The sequence below is a fragment of the Phenylobacterium sp. genome (assembly GCF_036502675.1).
Classification (GTDB): Bacteria; Pseudomonadota; Alphaproteobacteria; order Caulobacterales; family Caulobacteraceae; genus Phenylobacterium.
The window spans coordinates 11921-29641 of record NZ_DASXYF010000116.1 but is presented as its reverse complement, the minus strand read 5'-3'; the positions used below and the strand labels follow the sequence as shown (position 1 = coordinate 29641).

General features: G+C 70.3%; 19 protein-coding genes and 1 tRNA gene. 6 read left to right on the top strand and 14 right to left on the bottom strand.

Annotated elements, in window-relative coordinates:
• Positions 1 to 3 precede the first annotated feature (3 nt).
• Entirely contained in the window at positions 4 to 429 is a 426-nt protein-coding gene (locus tag VGL30_RS15725) for a GtrA family protein (protein WP_331540958.1), read from the bottom strand.
• A gap of 115 nt (positions 430 to 544) precedes the next feature.
• Here VGL30_RS15725 and VGL30_RS15720 point away from each other — a divergent pair, with 115 nt between their 5' ends.
• The gene (locus VGL30_RS15720; RefSeq protein ID WP_331540957.1) at positions 545 to 2332 is read left to right on the top strand and encodes a hypothetical protein; all 1788 of its coding nucleotides are present in this window, start codon (positions 545 to 547) and stop codon (positions 2330 to 2332) included.
• A gap of 74 nt (positions 2333 to 2406) precedes the next feature.
• Positions 2407 to 2625, top strand: a complete 219-nt coding sequence (locus VGL30_RS15715) for a hypothetical protein (RefSeq protein ID WP_331540956.1) — start codon at positions 2407 to 2409, stop codon at positions 2623 to 2625.
• A gap of 38 nt (positions 2626 to 2663) precedes the next feature.
• On the opposite strand, the gene polA is transcribed toward VGL30_RS15715, so the two are convergent.
• From polA to VGL30_RS15700, 3 genes are all read right to left on the bottom strand, one after another.
• Positions 2664 to 5522, bottom strand: a complete 2859-nt coding sequence (gene polA / locus VGL30_RS15710; RefSeq protein ID WP_331540955.1) for a DNA polymerase I — start codon at positions 5520 to 5522, stop codon at positions 2664 to 2666.
• A 134-nt stretch (positions 5523 to 5656) separates the two neighbouring features.
• Complete coding sequence (locus VGL30_RS15705; protein ID WP_331540954.1) at positions 5657 to 6127, bottom strand: DUF1801 domain-containing protein; 471 nt, start codon at positions 6125 to 6127, stop codon at positions 5657 to 5659.
• 380 nt (positions 6128 to 6507) lie between these two features.
• Positions 6508 to 6810, bottom strand: a complete 303-nt coding sequence (locus tag VGL30_RS15700) for a zinc-finger domain-containing protein (protein ID WP_414695026.1) — start codon at positions 6808 to 6810, stop codon at positions 6508 to 6510.
• A 94-nt stretch (positions 6811 to 6904) separates the two neighbouring features.
• Between VGL30_RS15700 and VGL30_RS15695 the strand changes: the two genes are divergently transcribed.
• The 4 genes from VGL30_RS15695 to VGL30_RS15680 all read left to right on the top strand — a co-directional run bounded on the left by VGL30_RS15695 (position 6905) and on the right by VGL30_RS15680 (position 9593).
• Positions 6905 to 7858 carry an ABC transporter ATP-binding protein gene (locus tag VGL30_RS15695; RefSeq protein WP_331540953.1) on the top strand — a complete coding sequence of 318 codons (954 nt, stop codon included), beginning with the start codon at positions 6905 to 6907 and terminating at the stop codon, positions 7856 to 7858.
• Positions 7859 to 7916: 58 nt separating this feature from the next.
• Positions 7917 to 7993 (top strand) — tRNA-Arg (locus VGL30_RS15690).
• 314 nt (positions 7994 to 8307) lie between these two features.
• A complete protein-coding gene (locus VGL30_RS15685) occupies positions 8308 to 8844 on the top strand; it encodes a hypothetical protein (RefSeq protein WP_331540952.1) in 537 nt (178 codons plus the stop codon).
• A gap of 266 nt (positions 8845 to 9110) precedes the next feature.
• Complete coding sequence (locus VGL30_RS15680) at positions 9111 to 9593, top strand: hypothetical protein (RefSeq protein ID WP_331540951.1); 483 nt, start codon at positions 9111 to 9113, stop codon at positions 9591 to 9593.
• Between the two features lie 476 nt (positions 9594 to 10069).
• Here the strand turns inward: VGL30_RS15680 and VGL30_RS18865 are convergent, their stop codons facing one another.
• The 10 genes from VGL30_RS18865 to VGL30_RS15635 all read right to left on the bottom strand — a co-directional run bounded on the left by VGL30_RS18865 (position 10070) and on the right by VGL30_RS15635 (position 17680).
• The gene (locus VGL30_RS18865; RefSeq protein WP_414695025.1) at positions 10070 to 10495 is read right to left on the bottom strand and encodes an Arm DNA-binding domain-containing protein; all 426 of its coding nucleotides are present in this window, start codon (positions 10493 to 10495) and stop codon (positions 10070 to 10072) included.
• 204 nt (positions 10496 to 10699) lie between these two features.
• A complete protein-coding gene (locus VGL30_RS15675) occupies positions 10700 to 11227 on the bottom strand; it encodes a nuclear transport factor 2 family protein (RefSeq protein WP_331540950.1) in 528 nt (175 codons plus the stop codon).
• 123 nt (positions 11228 to 11350) lie between these two features.
• On the bottom strand, positions 11351 to 12523 hold the full coding sequence (locus tag VGL30_RS15670) for an acyl-CoA dehydrogenase family protein (RefSeq protein ID WP_331540949.1): 1173 nt from the start codon (positions 12521 to 12523) through the stop codon (positions 11351 to 11353).
• On the bottom strand, positions 12520 to 13338 hold the full coding sequence (locus VGL30_RS15665; protein WP_331540948.1) for an HpcH/HpaI aldolase/citrate lyase family protein: 819 nt from the start codon (positions 13336 to 13338) through the stop codon (positions 12520 to 12522). The genes VGL30_RS15670 and VGL30_RS15665 overlap by 4 nt, the downstream gene beginning before the upstream one ends.
• Positions 13335 to 14177 (bottom strand): FAS1-like dehydratase domain-containing protein, encoded by an 843-nt coding sequence (locus tag VGL30_RS15660; protein WP_331540947.1) that lies wholly within the window; start codon positions 14175 to 14177, stop codon positions 13335 to 13337. The genes VGL30_RS15665 and VGL30_RS15660 overlap by 4 nt, the downstream gene beginning before the upstream one ends.
• A gap of 145 nt (positions 14178 to 14322) precedes the next feature.
• Entirely contained in the window at positions 14323 to 14589 is a 267-nt protein-coding gene (locus VGL30_RS15655; RefSeq protein WP_331540946.1) for an SWIB/MDM2 domain-containing protein, read from the bottom strand.
• 181 nt (positions 14590 to 14770) lie between these two features.
• Positions 14771 to 15535: a hypothetical protein gene (locus tag VGL30_RS15650; protein WP_331540945.1), complete on the bottom strand. Its 765-nt coding sequence runs from the start codon at positions 15533 to 15535 to the stop codon at positions 14771 to 14773.
• A gap of 68 nt (positions 15536 to 15603) precedes the next feature.
• Complete coding sequence (locus VGL30_RS15645) at positions 15604 to 16434, bottom strand: hypothetical protein (protein WP_331540944.1); 831 nt, start codon at positions 16432 to 16434, stop codon at positions 15604 to 15606.
• A gap of 35 nt (positions 16435 to 16469) precedes the next feature.
• Positions 16470 to 17315 carry a DUF3445 domain-containing protein gene (locus tag VGL30_RS15640; RefSeq protein WP_331540943.1) on the bottom strand — a complete coding sequence of 282 codons (846 nt, stop codon included), beginning with the start codon at positions 17313 to 17315 and terminating at the stop codon, positions 16470 to 16472.
• A complete protein-coding gene (locus VGL30_RS15635; RefSeq protein WP_331540942.1) occupies positions 17312 to 17680 on the bottom strand; it encodes a VanZ family protein in 369 nt (122 codons plus the stop codon). Before VGL30_RS15635 ends, VGL30_RS15640 begins: the two co-directional genes overlap by 4 nt.
• Positions 17681 to 17721: the final 41 nt, after the last annotated feature.

The window sequence follows — 17721 nt, the reverse complement described above, 5'->3', positions numbered from 1 at the left end:
TCTCTAGGCCGCACGCGCGGGCGCGGCGTTGAAGGTGAAGAAGCGCTGGCCGGTGTAGGAGAAGGCCGTCGCGGCGACGGCGGAGGCCAGCAGGAACGCCAGCGGCGGCACGTGCGGCGCCATGGCGCAGAGGCTGAGGAAGAGCACGTAGTTGAAGCCCTGGGCGCCCAGGGCCACCAGGCCGTAGCGGCCGAGCTCGGCGCGCCGCGAGCGGCCGCTGGCCTCGAAGGTGAAGAGCCGGTTCAGGGTCCAGGTCACCAGGGCGGCGGCCATCAGCGAGACCGCCCGCGCGCCGGGCTTGGCCAGGCCCTGGCCGTGCAGCAGCAGGAACAGGCCGGCGTCCGTCGCCAGTCCGCCGCAGCCGACCGCCAGGAACCGGAAGCCGCGGTTCAGCTCGGAAACGATCTGCTGAAATCTGACGTGGGTCATCGGATCCTTGGCGGCGTTCGGCGGCAGGCTGCCCGCACGCTCGCCGAATAAGCTTTAGAGCGCGTAAACCCCGTTCGCGCAGTGTCTTTTCCACAGTCGAAGCTTGGGGGCGTCCATGGATCCGCGCGGGGCGCAAACCGAGAAGCCGGGGCTTCCCCTGCCCGTCGTCGCCGCGGCCGTGGCGGCGATCGTCATCGCCACCATGCTGATCGCGGCGCGCGGGCGGCTCTCCACCACCCTGGGCGACACCGACGACGCCATGCGCCTGGTCATCGTGCGGGCGCTGATGAGCGGGGAGAACGGCTGGTTCCACCAGCACCTGCTGCGCCTGCAGCCGCCGCGGGGCCTGGACATGCACTGGTCGCGCCTGCTGGACGGCGGGATCGCCGGCATGATGCGGCTGTTCCGGCTGGTCCTGCCGCCGGAGCGGGCGGAGGCGGCGACGCGGCTCGTCTGGCCGCTGGCCTGGACCTTGCCGGCCATCTGGGCGGCGCTGGCCATGGCGCGGCGGCTGGGGGGCAAGGCGGCCGTGCTGCCGGCCGCGGGCTTCCTGGCGGTGAACATCCTGCTCTACGTGCAATGGTGGCCGGGACGGATCGACCACCACAACGTCCAGATCGCCCTGTCGCTGGCGGCCCTGGCCGGGGCGGTGGCGGGCGGCCTGGGCGGCGGCCTGCTGGCTGGGGCGGCGACGGGGCTGGGGCTGGCGGTGGGGCTGGAGGCCCTGCCCTTCCTGGCGCTGGCCGGCGTGGGCGTCGCCCTGCGCTTCCTGTTCGACCCGCAGGCGCAGGCCGGGGGCGCGCGGGCCTACGCCGCCACCCTGTTCGCGGCCACCGGCGCTTTCTACCTGGCCCAGACGCCACCGGGGCGCTGGGGCGCCTCGGTGTGCGACGCCCTGGCCGCCAACCTGTGGTGCGCCGTGATGGTGGCCGGCGCGGGCCTGCTGGCCACGACGGCCCTGACGCGGACCCGGTCCTTCGCGGTCAGGCTGGCGGCGCTGGCCGTGACCGGCGGCGCGGCGGCGGCGGTCTACCTGGCGCTGGACCCGGTCTGCCTGCACGGGCCGCTGGCGGCGGTGGACCCGCACCTGAAGCCGATCTGGATGGACCACATCACCGAGATGGCGCCGCTGGTCGGCAAGTTCTGGAGCAAGCGCTCCAACTTCGTGGTCTGCACCCTGGTGCTGTCGGCGCTCGGCGCGGCCTCGTGGCTGTGGCTGGGGATGCACAAGGACCGGCGGACACCCGGCTGGCTGATCCTGGGGGCGGCGCTGGCGCTGGCGTTCGCCACCGCGCTGGGGGCCGAGCGGATGGCCAGCTACGCCAACTGGTACGCCGTGCCGCTGATCGCCGCGGCGCTGGGCGACCTCACCGTCCGCTACGCCAGGGGCAGCCTGATCCCCACCATCCTGATCACCGCGGCGTTCAGCCAGCCGGCGCTGATCTACGCCCTGGACGCCGTTCCCGGCTGGGCGAAGCCGGCCGACAAGGCCAAGGGGGGCGACGCCGCCGAGCGCTGCATCGAGACCAAGGCCTTCGCGCGGCTGGCCGCGCTGCCGACCGGCCTGGTGCTGGGGGAGATCGACCTGGGCCCCCGCATCCTGGCGCAGACGCCGCATTCGGTGGTGGCCGCGCCCTATCACCGGATGGCCTGGGGCATCCTGGCCGCCCACCATGCGCTGTCCGCCGCCCCCGGCGAGGACGAGCGCGCGGCCCGCGCCCTGGGCGCGGCCTATGTGGTGACCTGCCCGGCGCGCGTCCGCCAGCTGAACCACACCGGGCTGGGGCCCCGCAGCCTGCAGATCCGGCTGGACCACGGACAGCCGCCCGCCTGGCTGCAGCGGCTTTCGGCGCCGGCCGAGCCGTTGCAGGTCTATCGGGTGCAGCCGCCCCCCGGCGGCTGATCTCGCGCAACTGCGATTTGGCGGGAGGGGAACGCCGGGCCTAGTCTGCGGGCGTCCCGGCCAGGAACAAGCTGATGGCGCGCCAAGCCCCCCAGGAACCCGACCCCGCCGTCGTCGACCTCGCCCGCTACAAGCGCGCCCGCCAGGCGCTGGCGAAGGGCAAGGGCAAGGCGAAACGTGCGCCGCGCGGCGGCGGCGAGCCGGTCCTGGGCGCGCGGCCCCGGGCGGGTCTGATCCTCAGCCTGATGATCCTGGCGATGCTGGCGCTGTGGGCGATGTCCAGTTTGCACTGAAATAGCCTCTTCCCTCGAGGGGGAAGGGCTCGCCCCCCTCAGTGCGCGTCGTCCCAGTTGGCCGCCGCCCGCGCCTCCACCACCAGCGGCACGCTCAGCGCCACCACCGGCTCGGCCGCCCGGCTCATCACCCGCTTGGCGACGGCGATCACCGCCTCGGCCTCGGCCTGCGGCGCCTCGAACACCAGTTCGTCGTGCACCTGCAGCAGCATCCTGGCGCTCAGCCCCTCGGCGGCCAGGGCGGCCGGCATCCGCACCATGGCCCGGCGGATCACGTCGGCCGCCGCGCCCTGGATCGGCGCGTTGATCGCCGCGCGGTCGGCGAAGGCCCGCTCGGCCGGCGTGCGGCCCTTGGCGGCGGGGATGTTCACCTTGCGGCCGAAGATGGTGCTGACGTAGCCCTGGGCGCGCACCGTCTGCTTGGCCTGGTCCATGTAGGCGCGGATGCCGGGGAAGCGCTCGAAATAGGTGCGGATGTAGGCCGCCGCCTCGTCCTGCGGGATCGACAGCTGGTTGGCCAGGCCGAAGCCCGAGATGCCGTAGATGATGCCGAAGTTGATCGCCTTGGCCCGGCGGCGCGTCTCCGCGGGCATCCCCTCCACCGGCACGCCGAACATCTCCGAGGCGGTCATGGCGTGGATGTCCAGCCCGTCGACGAAGGCGCGCTTCAGCTGCGGGATGTCGCCGATGTGGGCCAGCAGCCGCAGTTCGATCTGGCTGTAGTCGGCGCTGATCAGCACCTGCCCGGGCTCGGCGATGAACGCCCGGCGGATCTTGCGGCCCTCCTCCGTGCGGATCGGGATGTTCATCAGGTTGGGGTCGGAGGACGACAGCCGCCCGGTGGTGGTCGACGCCAGGGCGAACGAGGTGTGCACCCGGCGGGTGCGCTCGGCCACGGCGGCCACCAGGTTGTCGGTGTAGGTGCCCTTCAGCTTGGAGAGCTGGCGCCAGTCCAGCAGCACGCGGGGCAGCTCGTGGCCCTGCAGCGCCAGGTCCTCCAGCACCGAGGCGTCGGTGGAGGCCGCGCCGCCGCCGGTCTTGCGCCCCGACGACAGCCCCATCTCCTGGTACAGCACCTCGCCGATCTGCTTGGGGCTGCCCAGGTTGAACGGCCGCCCGGCCAGGGCATGGGCGCGGGCCTCCAGCTCGTTCATCCGCATGCCGAACTCGCCGGAGAGCTGGCGCAGGATGTCCGGGTCGATGCGCACGCCGGCGCATTCCATGTCGGCCAGCACCTGGGCCATCGGCCGCTCCAGGGTCTCGTAGACGCTGAGCAGGCCCTCGGCGGCCAGCCGCGGCCGCAGGTGCTCGTAGAGCCGCAAGGTGACGTCGGCGTCCTCGGCGGCGTAGCAGGTGGCCTCGGTCAGCGGCACGTGCTTGAAGCTCTTCTGCGCCTTGCCCACCCCGGCCACCTGCTTGAAGGCGATGGGCTCGTGGCCGAGCCACAGGCGCGACAGCTCGTCCATGCCGTGGTTGTGCAGGCCGGCTTCCAGCACGTAGGAGATCAGCATGGTGTCCTCGATCGGCGCCACGGTGACGCCGTAGCGCGAGAGCACCGCCAGGTCGTACTTGGCGTTCTGCGCCACCTTGAGGATCGAGGGGTCCTCCAGCAGCGGCTTCAGCGCCGCCATGGCCTCTTCCACCGGGATCTGCGTCAGGTCGGCCGGGGCTTCCAGCGCCAGGCCGTCCATCTCGCAATGGCCCACGGGGATGTAGCAGGCCTCGCCCGGCGCCACGGCCAGCGACAGGCCGCAGAGCCCGGCGTTGGCCGAGGACAGCGCGTCGGTCTCGGTGTCGAAGGCCACGATCCCGCGCGCGCGCGCGCGGGCGATCCAGGCCTCCAGCGTCGGCAGGTCGCGGACGCAGGCGTAGGCCCGGGTGTCGATCGGCCCGTGCTTCGGCGCGGCCTTGGCCCCGGGCGCCGGCGCCGCAACCGGAGACCTCCCGCCGGCCGCGTGCGCCTCGGCCACCCGCCGGGCCAGGGTGCGGAACTCCATGGCCTCCAGGAAGCTGCCCAGGGCCGCGGCGTCGAACTCGGCTATGGCCAGATCGTCCACCGGGGCCGGCAGCGGCGTGTCGCAGTCCAGCCGCACCAGCTCGCGCGACAGGCGGATCTGGTCGGCGTAGGCGATCAGCGTCTCGCGGCGCTTCTGCTGCTTCACCTCGCCGGCCCGGGCCAGCAGCGTATCCAGGTCGCCGTACTCGTTGATCAGCGCCGAGGCGGTCTTGATCCCGATGCCGGGCGCGCCGGGCACGTTGTCGACGGAATCGCCGCACAGCGCCTGCACGTCCACCACCCGCTCGGGCCCGACCCCGAACTTCTCCATCACCTGGTCCACGCCGATCGCCAGGTTCTTCATGGTGTCGAGCATCGAGACCTGCGGCCCCACCAGCTGCATCAGGTCCTTGTCGGAGGAGACGATCACCACCTCGCCGCCCATGTCGCGCACCTTGCAGGCGTAGGCGGCGATCAGATCGTCGGCCTCGTAGCCGGGCAGCTCGATGGACGGCAGGCCGAACGCCCGCGTGGCGTCGCGCACCAGCGGGAACTGCGGGATCAGGTCCTCCGGCGCCGGCGGCCGGTGGGCCTTGTACTCGGCATAAAGCTCATTGCGGAACGTCTTCTCCGAATGGTCGAAGATCACCGCCAGGTGGGTCGGCGCGTCCGGCTGCGCCCGCATGTCGACCAGCAGCTTCCACAACATGTTGCAGAACCCCGCCACCGCCCCCACCGGCAGCCCGTCCGACTTGCGGGTGAGCGGCGGCAGCGCGTGATAGGCCCGGAACAGATAGCTCGACCCGTCCACCAGATACAGCCGCACCCGCGGCCCGTCCTGGGTCGGCTCGCGGGGAATCTCGGCGAGGGTCTCTGGGTCGGGCGCGAGGGTGTCGGTCATGGAGGCGAAGATAGGCGCTGGAGGGGCGCGGGTCACGGGGGGACGGGAGCGAGATTTGGGAGGGCGGGGCGGCGGCCACCACCAGGCGCGGGTGCGGGCCTTGGGCCCGTTTCCTCGTCCCGCTTCGACCCGCGCTAGGCGCCCCAGCCGGGCTGGTTCGACGCCTGCAGGACCCAACTTGCGAAGAGTTCCCCGTCGAGTTCTTCGTCTTCGCGGATGTCGAGGTGCCGCACGTCCTTGCTCTTGGATTCGCCGGGCGGCGGCGGATGCAGCGACGCGCCGCGGAAGAACGTCACCTTGACGTAGTTCGTGAAGGTGTGGACGCCGAGGAACCAGCCCTGGCCCTCGACGCCGTACATCGGCGAGTTCCACCTGACCGCTTTGCGCACGCCGGGGACGGTGCGCACGACGAGCGCGTCGAGGCGGCGTCCGACGTCCCTCTTCCAGCCCGGCATGGCCGTGATGTAGGCCTGCACGGGGCCGTCGCCGTCGCCCTTCGCGATCTGCGGATTACCGCCTGAGAGCAGGGCCGGCTTGATCGAGCCCCGCTTGGCGCCGGCCTGTCTCGAGGCCGTCGTCGATTTGCCGGACGTCGTGCGGGCCATGACAGGCTCCCTCGAACTCAGATACGCTCGAGAGAATGAACGCTGATCAGGGCGTCGCAAGGACCATGACGAAAGGTTCCCCAACGAATCTTTTTAGACCGCTGTCGTGCCCGAACGCCGCTCCCCTGAAGCCCACGGCTCGGAGAAGTTCACTATTTGTTCCGAACGTGCTAGGTTCCGGATAGCCCTGTCCGCCCCCGCGCCACCTCCGACCCCTGCGTCGCCAACCCCGAAGCCGCCGCCCCCTCGGCATGCCCCCCGCAGCACCCGCCCCGCCGACTCCCGTCGATCCGCTGTTTACGACCCCTCAAAGCGCTGATGATGTGCGGGGCTGTAAGCGCTCAACCCCCCGCCGCCGGCGCGAACCGGCCCGCCGCGCCTCAGTGTCCGTGCGGGCCTTCGTACACCCCCGGCGCCAGGCGCTCGTCCTCCGGCCCCTCCTCGCCCGAGGGCAGGACGAATCTCCGGTCGCAGTAGGGGCATTCGACGAAGTGGGCCTCGCCCATCTCCAGCCAGACGCGCGGGTGGCCCAGCGCGCCGCCGACGCCGTCGCAGGCGATGCGGCGCGAGTGGACCGCGACCAGCTCCGGCGCCGGCAGCGGCGGCGTCAGCGCGGGCTCGGCCGGCATCGGCTCGGGCCGCAGCTGGGCGTCAGCGCCGCGGTTGCGGATAAGGCGGGCCATGGATCACCTCGTGGACCGCGCCGTGCTTGGCGGGGCGGCGTTGCGCGCCTAGGTATGCGACGCGGGCTCGGCCCGTCAATCGACTGGACGGTGAATGGACCTGCCCGATTTCGCCATCGAGGCCCGCGGCCTCTGCAAGACCTATGCGGCGACCAAGACCACGCCGGAAATGCACGCGCTGAAGGGCCTGGACCTGGCGATTCCCCGCGGTTCGATCTTCGGCCTGCTGGGCCCCAACGGGGCGGGCAAGTCGACCTTCATCAACATCCTGGCCGGGCTGTGCCGCAAGACCTCGGGCACGGTGGAGATCTGGGGCCGCGACATCGACCGGCGGCCCCGCGACGCGCGGGCCGCCATCGGGGTGGTGCCGCAGGAGATCGCCGCCGACCCGTTCTTCACCCCGCGCGAGGCGCTGGACGTGCAGGCCGGCATGTACGGGGTGCCGGCGCACGAGCGGCGCACCGACGAGCTGCTGGCCGCCGTGGGCCTGGCCGACAAGGGGAACGCCTATGTGCGCCAGCTGTCCGGCGGCATGAAGCGGCGGCTGATGGTGGCCAAGGCCATGGTGCACAACCCGCCGGTGCTGATCCTCGACGAGCCCACCGCCGGGGTGGACGTCGAGCTGCGCCGCCAGCTGTGGCGCTATGTGCTGGAGCTGAACGGCAAGGGGGTGACCATCGTGCTGACCACCCACTACCTGGAGGAGGCGCAGGAGCTCTGCGACCAGATCGCCATCGTCAACCACGGGGCGGTGGTGGCCTGCGAGCCCACCTCGACCATCCTGCAGCGCATCGACACCCGCAGCGTGGTGGTGACGCCGGAGGAGCCGCTGCTGGTGGCGCCGGTGCTGCCCGGCTTCGAGACCAGGGCGCGCGCCGAGGGCGCCTTCGCCGTCACCTACCGCACCGGCCAGTCGAGCGTCGAGCAGGTGCTGGCCGCCGTGCGCGCCGCGGGGCTGCACATCAGGGACATCGCCACCGAGGACCCGGACCTGGAGGACGTGTTCCTCGCCCTCACCTACGCGCCGCCGGCGCCGGCGGCGGCCTGACGAGACGGCGTTTGCCCGCGCGGCGCCTTTCCGCTAGACACGCCTTCCGCTGGAAGCCGCACCCGTAGCTCAGCTGGATAGAGCGTTGCCCTCCGAAGGCAAAGGTCACACGTTCGAATCGTGTCGGGTGCGCCAGCGAAATTTTGTAAGTTGCTGGTTTTGTTTGACTTCTTACTGCATCAGCGGCACACCACCCTAATATGTACCCTAATTTGGGAGATGGCTCTGGGCGGTGCTTACCGAACAATGGCGAACAATCGCCCCCATCGAACTGCGCATGGCAGCGCGCGCCATCCCTGTGACGCGGTCAAATTTGTGATTGAGCAACGGCAGCGCCAGTCCGCGAGCGCTATTCTCCGCCTTTACGACACGCTCTAGAAACGTCGCACCTTACTATCCCGCACGTGGAGCGCCGCCGGCGCGTGCCAGATGGTCCGGAAAATTCGTGGATGAATCTCATGACGCTAACAGACGGCGCGCTGGCGACATTCGTCGTCGGGCTCGTGACATTCGTCCAATGGTGGGTTTCCGAGCGCGCCCGCACCCGTCAACGCGACACCGAAATGGTTCATTGGGGTGGGGAGGTCATCGATCTAATGGCGGCGCTGGAGGCCCGATGCGAATTTCCAGAATTTGAAAGCGACGCCCCAACCTATTTTCAGCTTATCGTTAAGGCTTCCGCACTCATTGACCGTGGTCGGCTGTTTTTTCCAAATGTGATAACCAAATCCATAGCGACCACCGCAAAGCCCCCCGCCTATCGGGGCCACAGAGTGGCGCTATTGGACGAACTAGTGCGGACCTACCTTTTGGCGAAGCACTTGGCGGACCCCGCAAACGGGTTCGAGCCGATCTTCAAAAGGAAGATGCGCGAGGCGCGACGACGCTTCGTCTCCGGGCTACAAACTGAAATGGGTAGGACCCTTCGCCGCTCAAGTCGCGAGAAGGCAGGTGTCTCCATCCCCGCCGACCCACGCAAATGGTAGGGATGCACCTCGCACAGTGGCGGGTAAGGCGGACGGGGCGTCTGCCAATTGAGATTGAAAAAACGAAAGAATTTCCACTCCTCAACTAGCGATCCACAAACCAAGTCACAAACGCACCTAGCGGGCGGTGTTAGCGCCCCGCCAAGCGCTAGTATGCCGTTGTCCACCCCCTAACTCGGGCCGCGATCCGCCTCATGCAGCGGACTTAGTGAACGATTGTGGTGCAGGGTAAAGCAGTACATCCTTAAGTCGACAGGGGGCGCAAGATGCAGTGGCTAAAATCCGCTGGCAGCTTTCTTCTTGGGGCTGCCTTCCTCGCGCTAATGTTATTTGTTGGCGTGGTTATGTTCAGGGGGTTTTCCTGGCTCTTTATCCACGCTTACCCGTGGATTGTGAAGATAGAGACGATCCTTTTTGCGGCGTGCGTGTTCGTTCTACCGCTATCTATTTTTAATAAGACGAGAATGATATCGGCTTCCGTGCTTCTATTATCCGCCAACGTCTTTTGGCTCGGGTTATGGATGCTTGGCCTTTTGATCGTCTATCACCTGTGGGGGCTGGTGGGAGCAGTCCTTGGGCTTGCTCTCGGGGGCGTTGGGGTTGTTCCCCTCGCGGCCATCGCGGCCCTCACTAAGGGCGAATGGACTCTGCTTGGATCGCTCGGAAGCTCGTTCGTAGTGGCTCTCATGGCGAACGTCATCGGCGGTCTATTGGCCACTTGGCATGACCGGCAGACGAGGCAGGCGTGATCGAGAAGAGAAGTGGCGCAGGAATGCGAGGATCACTCCCGCAGCCGATTAGATATACGCTAGCGATTCTACTAGCGCCGGTCATCGGAGGTATTACTACGTCGATCCTCTTCAGTGCGATTAACAGCGCATTGGGTCGGCTGTTGTTCAATGGTGCACAACCCGTTTCACTCGTTACGTTGCCGATGATCCTACTCAACGGCTTTTACACTGGGTATCTCGCGGGCCTCATAGCTGGCAAGAGGGGGCGGCTAGTAGCAGCGCTTGCACCTATAGTTGTACTTACCTTGGCTGTCGCAATCTCGTTGAAGATTAATCGAGATTTAGCTGGCAATGGTGCGCTGGCAGATTGGACGTGGATTGGGTTGATTCCCGCGATAATCGGAGGCCATCTTGCCGCTCCCCACCAAAAGGTGGATCGAAAGCTGAAGGGTGTGGAAGACGTATTCAAGTAACCGTTCGATTGGCGTCTACTTTTAACTGAAACCTGTGCCGCATGGCGAGCCCGTGCGACTGATGGGCACCCTCGCCCAAGATGCGCTTGTAGCGCGCCACGGATTTGTCGCTACGAACTGATGCGGACTTAATCTTATAAACTCGTCTGCAACCTCGCCGAAGGTCGGGACGCTCATGTGCGCGCGCTTCGCTACTAGCGGATTGATTCCGTCGGCGACCATCGCGCGGGCCTCGGCAGCCCTCTGCCGCGCTCGCATCAGGCTCACTGCGTTGATCCCTCCAAGGCCCATCTCCTTTCGCTTCCCCCGCCAACGAAAGAGGAGAGTCCATTGCTTGGAGCCCGCCGCGGTCACACGCAGATAGAGCCCGGCCCCATCGGCATGCATGCCCGGTGTGTTCAGGGTCGCCACCTTTCGGGAAGACAGTCGGTTGATCTCGCGTGCCATGAACGCACAGCTACACCTCACGACAGCCGATTTATACCCTAATTATTACCCTAATATGTGACGCGCATTGCACCGCACGCTGGCGGACAATCCGGAACGCAGAATTCTGTAATAGCCTGATTAATAAGATGAATGTCCGAACACTAGCGAACAACGCCGTACGGCTAGATACCCTAATAGGGATCGTGTCGGGTGCGCCAGGCGTCAGTCGGATCGCGCCAGGGTGGAGGCGTAGGCGGCCATCCGCCATTGGCCGTTCGAGAGCACCCAGACCGCCAGGTAGAGGGTCTTGCTCGTCCGCAGGGGCCCGGCCGGCGGCGCGCGGTTGGTCATCGAGGCCAGGCCGTCGACCAGCGCCACCCCGCCATGCACCCGGACGCCGGCGAAGAGGCGCTCCATGGAGACGTACTCCACCTGGCGGTTGCGGACCCGCGCCACGTAGGCCGCGCGCCCCTCCCGGAAGCCGGTGTTGTGGGTGTAGGTGAAATCGGGGGTCAGCAGGGCCTCGAGGGCGTCGGCGTCGCCCGCCATGGTGGCGGCCCGCCGGCGGTCGTCGGCCTCCAGCACCGCCCGGGCGACGGATTGTTGCGCCTCGTCCGACATGGGAGCCTCCTTGCGGGACGACGCCGGGGCGCCGTCGGGTTGCGCGCGCGCCTGGCCGGCGGCGGCGATCAGCGCCGCCGCCGTCAGCGCCAGCATGGGCGTGGCCCGGAACGCACGCTTGAATCTCATGACGCCCGTCCCCGCTCACGCCGCAGCCCGGCCCACGCCGAAGGCATACGCCGCAGGAACTCCCCCGGCAAATCCGCATCGACCCCCATGTCGAGCGCCCGCGCCGGCGAGGCCGCCCGCGGCTCAATAGGAGCGCGGCAGGCCCAGCACGTGCTCGGCCAGGTACGACAGGATCAGGTTCGTGGACACCGGCGCCACCTGGTAGAGGCGGGTCTCGCGGAACTTGCGCTCCACGTCGTAGTCGGCGGCGAAGCCGAAGCCGCCGTGGGTCTGCAGGCACATGTCGGCGGCGGCCCAGGAGGCGTCGGCGGCCAGCATCTTGGCCATGTTGGCCTCGGCGCCGGCGTTGGCCCCGGTCTGGTAGAGGCCGGCGGCGTGGCGGACCATCAGGTCGGCGGCGCGCATCTGGGCGTAGGCCCGGGCGATGGGGAACTGGACCCCCTGGTTCTGGCCGATGGGCCGGCCGAACACCTGCCGCTCGCGGGCGTAGGCCGTGGCCTTCCCGATGAACCAGCGGGCGTCGCCGACGCATTCGGCGCCGATCAGGATGCGCTCGGCGTTCATGCCGGAGAGGATGTAGCGGAAGCCCTTGCCCTCCTCGCCGATGCGGTTCTCCGCCGGCACGGCCAGGTCGTCGAAGAACACCTCGGTGGTGGCGTGGTTCATCATGGTGCGGATCGGCCGGATGGTCAGGCCCTGGCCCACGGCCTCGCGCATGTCCACCAGGAATACCGACAGCCCCTCGGCCCTGGCGGCCGGGTCGCGCGGCGCGGTGCGGGCCAGGAGCAGCATCAGGTCGGAGTGCTCGGCCCGGGAGGTCCAGATCTTCTGGCCGTTGATCCGGTAGGCGTCGCCGTCGCGCACGGCGGTGGTGCGCAGCGCCAGGGTGTCCGTGCCGGAGGCGGGCTCGGTCACCGCGAAGGCCTGCAGCCGCAGCGCGCCCGAGGCGATCTGCGGCAGCCACCGGGCCTTTTGCGCCTCGGAGCCGTGGCGCAGCAGGGTGTTCATCACGTACATCTGCGCGTGGCAGGCCGAGCCGTTGGCGCCGGCGGCCTGGATCTCCTCCAGGATCGCCGCGGCGGCCTGCAGCGGCAGGCCGCCGCCGCCGTAGGCCTCCGGGATCAGGGCGGCCAGGTAGCCGGCCTCGGTCAGGGCCTGGACGAAGGCGGTGGGATAGGCGCCGTCGCGGTCCAGGCCCCGCCAGTACTCGCCGGGGAAGGCTTGGCAGAGCGCGCGGACGCCGGCGCGGATCTCGCCGAAGTCGGCGTCGTCCGTGGACGGAGCGGCCCCGCTCATCGCGCGCCGCCGGCGGCGCGGCGCGCCCAGCGCACGACGGCCTCGTCGATCATCTTGCCGTCCAGCACCGCCGCCGCCCCGTCGCCGCCGGCCGCCAGGATGCGGGCCGCCAGCGTCCGCTCCGCCTCGATGAGGGCGAAGGCCTGTTCGATCGGCCCGACCTGCGAGGGATGGATGGCGGCCTTGCCGGCGAAGCCCATGGCGCGGGCCATGGCGCAGTCGGCCTCGAGGCCCGCGGGGTCGGCGATGTCGAAGAACGGCGAGTCGATGGCCGCGACGCCGGCCATGGCTGCGGCGTTGACGATGCGGTCGCGGGCGAAGTCGGCGCGCCGGCCGCCGGCCTGCAGGCCGAGATCGGCCGCATAGTCCGCCGCCCCGAACATCAGGGCCGAGAGCCGCGCCGGCGCCTGCCCGGCGATGGATTCGACGCGGCCCACGCCGCGGGCGGATTCGACGAGGGCGATCAGGCTCGCCCGGGAGCCCGCCTGCTCCAGGGCCCGGGCGGCCTCGGCGAGCGGCTCTGCGGCCTCGACCTTGGGCAGCATCACGGCGTCGACGTCCAGGCCGCACAGGGCCTGCAGGTCGGCGCGGCCCTCCGCCCGCTCCAGGCGGTTGATGCGCACCACCCGGCCCGGCCCGCCGCTGCGTCCGGCGCCCAGGAACTGCGCCAGGGCGGCGCGCGCCCCGGCCTTGCCGGCCTCGGGCACGGAGTCCTCCAGGTCGAAGATCACCGCCTGGGCGCCGGCGGCGAGCGCCTTTGCGAACCGGTCGGGCCGCGAGGCGGGCGCGAACAGCAGGCTTACGAAGCCGCTCACGCCGCGGCCCCCAGGGCCAGGGTCCCGGTCATGGTGCGCCGGCCGTGCTGCTCCACCCAGATGTCGGCCCCCTCGCCGTGGCGGCGGCCGCAGACGGAGATCGGGTGCAGGTCGACGGCCGGCGTCATGGCCCGGTAGTCCAGCCTGGCGGGCGCGCCCAGCTTCCGCCCCGCCAGGCCGGTCATCAGCGTCGCCTGCAGCGGGCCGTGCACCACCAGGCCCTGGTAGCCCTCCTCCTCGACGGCGTAAGGCCGGTCGTAGTGGATGCGGTGGCTGTTGAGCGTGAGCGCCGAGAAGCGGAACAGCAGCACCGGCCCGGCGGCCTGCTCCTCCCGCCAGTCGGCGGGCTCGGGCTCCGCCGGCGGAGGCTGGGCGGCGGCGGGGGCGCCCCTGGGCGGGGCCTCGCGGTAGACCAGGTCCTGGCGCTCGCGGACCGCCAGGCCGCCCGACCCGTGCAGCTCGTGGCGGACGGTGACGAAGATCAGCGCCCCGGTGCGGCCGGACTTCTCCTGCACGTCGTCGATGGTGGAGAGCTTGCGGACCTCCTCGCCGAGGCGCAGCGGACGGACGAACTCCACCCGCCCGCCGGCCCACATGCGCCGGGGCAGGGCCACCGGCGGCAGGAAGCCGCCGCGGGCGGGGTGGCCGTCGGGCCCGGTCTCCGACGGCGGCTTGGGATCCCAGAAATGCAGCCAGTGGAACAGCGGCGGCATCACGTCGCCGTCGGCGAGGCCGGCGGGCTGTTCGAGGGCGGCGAGCAGGGCGTGGGTGCGGGCGGGCTCCAGCCGTTCGCGGCGCTCCTCCTGACGGCCGATCCAGGCCTTCAGATCCACGCTCATGCCGCCCGCTCCTCAATGCCAGGACACGCCGCGCGGCGACCCGTCGCGGCGCAACCTTCCTAGGCCACAGGGGGCCGCGGGCTTCAAGCTTTTCGGCGGCGGAGCGCCGGCCTCGAGCGGCCAGCCGCGCCCGCCGCCCTTAAGGTCAGCTCAGGTGCTTGCTGAAATACTTGTTCATTTCGAACATGTTGACTTTGGACTTGCCGTCGAACAGCTTCTTCAGCTTGTCGTCGGCGTTGATCTCGCGCTTGTTGGCGGGATCCTGCAGATTGTTCTTCTTGATGTAGTCCCACATCTTCGAGACGACCTCGCCCCGGGTGACGGGGCCGGCGCCGACGACGGCGGCCAGTTCCGCCGAAGGCTTCATCGGCTTTTGCAGGGCGTTGGTTTTCTTGGGAGTGGTTTCGGCCATTTGATCCTGCCTAATCAGAGATATGGATTTCCGCTGAGCCCCGGGAAAGTCGCGATTCGCGGATCGTCACCCTACGCATGGACATTATGGGCTGTCCACGCGCATCGCCGGGGAACCCACGGGCCCGGGGCACAAGGCGCGCTCAGGGGCCCGGCTCCGCCGCGGGTCCGGGTGGCGCGCGTCAGGCCTTCGGCGTCATCGCCTGCACCAGGCTGCCGGAATAGGCGGTGTGGCCCACGTGGGTGAGGCGCGACTGCATGTCGGCCCAGATCTCCCCGCCCAGGTCGCGCCAGCGCCGGCAGAAGGCGTAGTCCTCCGACAGGTACTGTCCGGTCTCCGGCTCGATCATGGTCTCGAAGATCATCACCGCCTCGGAGGCGGCCGAATCCGCCATGTCGCCCATCCTGGCCCGCAGTCCCGGATGGGCGTCGACGACGCGCTGCACCGCGCGGCGGGCGAGCATCAGGAAGCCCGTGCCCACATAGGCGACCTTCGCAAAGCCGTCCTCCACCTCGACGGAGCTGTCAGGCGTGGGAATGAAGCGCACCACATAACCCACCGCCGCGGCCTGCAGGTCCACCATGCCGGCGAGCGCCGCGGCGCGCGCCTTCTCCCAGTCCACGTGCTTCAGGGGATAGACGCCCCCGGCCACGTCATGGCCGGCGTCCAGCAGGCGGAAGACGTTCTCCGGCCGGAAGCCGATATCCGCATCGACGAACAGCAGGTGCGTCGCATCGCCGGCCAGGAACTGGGCCGCCAGGCGGCTGCGGCCGCGGGTGATCAGGGCGTCGCCGCCCATCAGGTCCACCTGCAGCTCCACGCCGCGCGCCTGGCAGGCGGCCTGCAGGTCGAGGACCGAACGCATGTAGAGGAGGTTGACCATCCCGCCGAAGCACGGCGTGGCCAGGTGGACCTTCGCCGGACCCACGGTCCCGGGATCGCCCATGCCTCACGCCTCCCTCGCCTGCGCGGCGCACGATAGGCGCCGCCGCGGCGGCGGCAATGGGAGAGGCGCTACGGGCGGGCGGGAATCTTTCCCGGCCAGGTCAGGTAGCCGTTGCGGTCGAAGCCCGCCGCGCCGACGCTGCTATCGCAGCAGCCGCCCGCGCCCCAGGTGCGGCGCTCCGACGAGGAGGATGAGCTGGACTCGATCGACCGCTCCTCCGAGCGATAGCTGCGGGTCCCGCCATAGCTGCGGCGCTCCCGGTAGCCGGAGGCCGAGCGCGCCTCGTCGCCCTCGCGGTCGTAGTCGTAGGTCGAGCCGCCGCGGCTGTAGCCGCCCTCGACGTGCGAACCGCCGCTTTCGCTGGAGCTGCGGCCCTCGGCGCCGTGCCGGTAATAGTAGCCGGACTCCGGCGGGGCGGGTTCGGCCGAGCGGTCCTCATAGCCGCGGTCGTCGTCATGGCGGCGATCGTCGGACCTGCGGTCTTCGTAGCGCGGGGCCGGCGGATAGGCCGGGCCATAGTGATAGCCGGAGCCGCCGTCCTCATGGCGCCGGACGTAGCCCGGCGGCACGCGGGCGTACTCGCGCCCCTGGCCGGGCTCCGGCGGGCCGCCGGCCAGGTCGCCGTAGCGGCGCCAGGCGTGCTTGCGGCCCGTGGCCGCCACCACGCGACGGCCCGCAGCGGCGTGCGCGGGCCGGTGGAGGACGGCGTGGCCGGAGCCGCGGGCCTGGGCCGACCTGGCGGGCGGGCAGACCGGCGCCGGGGCCTTCGGGCAGGCGGCGGCCGGGGCCGGCGAGGAGATCGCGGTGCGGGCGGCGCCGTCCGTCTTGCTGGCGGGCTGCCCATTGCATCCGACGAGCGCCAGCACGGCGGCGAAGGACAGGACGTGGCGGGGGCGCATGGAAGTCACCGGCGGTCGCTTCAAGAACAGAGGCGTCAGGATGGAGATCGGGGTCCGTTAACGCTGTAGCTTTCACCCTCCGCGCGAAGAAACGCTTCCACGAGGGGGTCGTAAAGCGCGAATCGCTTGTAGTTGCGGAAGGCCGGCGCGGCGCCGCGCCAGGCGCGCGCGAAGGCCGCCAGCCGGGCGGAATCTTCCGCCAGGACCTGCAACCGGTCCAGCCAGACGCGGATGGTGAAGAGGGCCGCGCCGGTTTCGGGCAGGCGGCGCAGGGTCTGGCGCTCGACCCGCAGGAAGAGGGCCTGGCTGGCGTCGGCCGGATCGATCGCCGGGATCTGCGCCCGCACGGGCGCGGCGTCGGGGGTGAAGGTCTCGCCGGAATTCACCACCGTCCAGTTGCGCCGCTCGAGCACCAGGCCGGGACGCAGGCCCTCGAACAGCCGCTCCACCCGGGCCAGGAAGCGCTCGGCGAAGCCGTCCACCGGGCCGTGCAGCTCGGCGAGGCTGAGGCCCAGCACGGCCTCGGCGGAGAAGAACGTGGGGGCGCAGAGGCTGAGCGCCGTGAGCCGCCAGGCGCCGTCGCGCTTCTCCATCAGGCAGAGGTCGTCCGGCACGCGCCGGGCCGCGGCCAGCAGCGGCGGCCGGCCTTGCGGGTCGATCGCCCGGCCGAGGGCGGCGGCGGCCATCGCCATCGCCTCCGCCTGGGCCGGCCTGGAGCCCTCGGTCTCGCCCCAGACGGTCTGCGGCCGCCCGGCGAGCAGCGGGTCCTTGCGGGCGGCGGGATCGGCCTCGCCGCCCTCCAGCCAGGCCGCCTCGGGGATCGGGCGCAGGCCGACGGCGAAGTCGGCGTTTTCCGCCCATGGGGCGTGGCGCGGGCTCATGTCCCCCCGCGGCGCGTCAGCCGGCGGACCAGCAGGTGGACCGCGGCGACCAGCAGGACGCCGACGGTGTTGGCCGCCGCGTCGCGCCAGTCGCCCTGGCGGCCGAAGCCCATGGCGGCCTGCAGGAACTCGATCAGCACCCCGAAGCCGACGCAGCCCAGGATGATCCGGCCGAGACGGCTCGGGAACATCAGGACGCAGGCCGTTGCCAGCACCGCATAGGCGATGGCGTGCTCGGACTTGTCCCACAGGTCGACGGTGGGCAGCTCGTCCGTGGGCGCCAGCGACAGCCAGGACAGCACGCCCAGGCAGACCGCCAGGACGGCGGCCTTCACGGGAAGCGGCAGGCGGCAGGGCGCGAACATGGCGCCTGATACCAGATCGGCGGCGGGCGCGCTCCCGCCCC

Excerpts from the sequence above, each read along its gene's own strand:
- VGL30_RS15725 (WP_331540958.1), bottom strand. The coding sequence starts at position 429 with ATGACCCACGTCAGATTTCAGCAGATCGTTTCCGAGCTGAACCGCGGC.
- VGL30_RS15720 (WP_331540957.1), top strand. The coding sequence starts at position 545 with ATGGATCCGCGCGGGGCGCAAACCGAGAAGCCGGGGCTTCCCCTGCCC.
- VGL30_RS15715 (WP_331540956.1), top strand. The coding sequence starts at position 2,407 with ATGGCGCGCCAAGCCCCCCAGGAACCCGACCCCGCCGTCGTCGACCTC.
- polA (WP_331540955.1), bottom strand. The coding sequence starts at position 5,522 with ATGACCGACACCCTCGCGCCCGACCCAGAGACCCTCGCCGAGATTCCC.
- VGL30_RS15705 (WP_331540954.1), bottom strand. The coding sequence starts at position 6,127 with ATGGCCCGCACGACGTCCGGCAAATCGACGACGGCCTCGAGACAGGCC.
- VGL30_RS15700 (WP_414695026.1), bottom strand. The coding sequence starts at position 6,810 with ATGGCCCGCCTTATCCGCAACCGCGGCGCTGACGCCCAGCTGCGGCCC.
- VGL30_RS15695 (WP_331540953.1), top strand. The coding sequence starts at position 6,905 with ATGGACCTGCCCGATTTCGCCATCGAGGCCCGCGGCCTCTGCAAGACC.
- VGL30_RS15685 (WP_331540952.1), top strand. The coding sequence starts at position 8,308 with ATGAATCTCATGACGCTAACAGACGGCGCGCTGGCGACATTCGTCGTC.
- VGL30_RS15680 (WP_331540951.1), top strand. The coding sequence starts at position 9,111 with ATGCAGTGGCTAAAATCCGCTGGCAGCTTTCTTCTTGGGGCTGCCTTC.
- VGL30_RS18865 (WP_414695025.1), bottom strand. The coding sequence starts at position 10,495 with ATGGCACGCGAGATCAACCGACTGTCTTCCCGAAAGGTGGCGACCCTG.
- VGL30_RS15675 (WP_331540950.1), bottom strand. The coding sequence starts at position 11,227 with ATGAGATTCAAGCGTGCGTTCCGGGCCACGCCCATGCTGGCGCTGACG.
- VGL30_RS15670 (WP_331540949.1), bottom strand. The coding sequence starts at position 12,523 with ATGAGCGGGGCCGCTCCGTCCACGGACGACGCCGACTTCGGCGAGATC.
- VGL30_RS15660 (WP_331540947.1), bottom strand. The coding sequence starts at position 14,177 with ATGAGCGTGGATCTGAAGGCCTGGATCGGCCGTCAGGAGGAGCGCCGC.
- VGL30_RS15655 (WP_331540946.1), bottom strand. The coding sequence starts at position 14,589 with ATGGCCGAAACCACTCCCAAGAAAACCAACGCCCTGCAAAAGCCGATG.
- VGL30_RS15650 (WP_331540945.1), bottom strand. The coding sequence starts at position 15,535 with ATGGGCGATCCCGGGACCGTGGGTCCGGCGAAGGTCCACCTGGCCACG.
- VGL30_RS15645 (WP_331540944.1), bottom strand. The coding sequence starts at position 16,434 with ATGCGCCCCCGCCACGTCCTGTCCTTCGCCGCCGTGCTGGCGCTCGTC.
- VGL30_RS15640 (WP_331540943.1), bottom strand. The coding sequence starts at position 17,315 with ATGAGCCCGCGCCACGCCCCATGGGCGGAAAACGCCGACTTCGCCGTC.
- VGL30_RS15635 (WP_331540942.1), bottom strand. The coding sequence starts at position 17,680 with ATGTTCGCGCCCTGCCGCCTGCCGCTTCCCGTGAAGGCCGCCGTCCTG.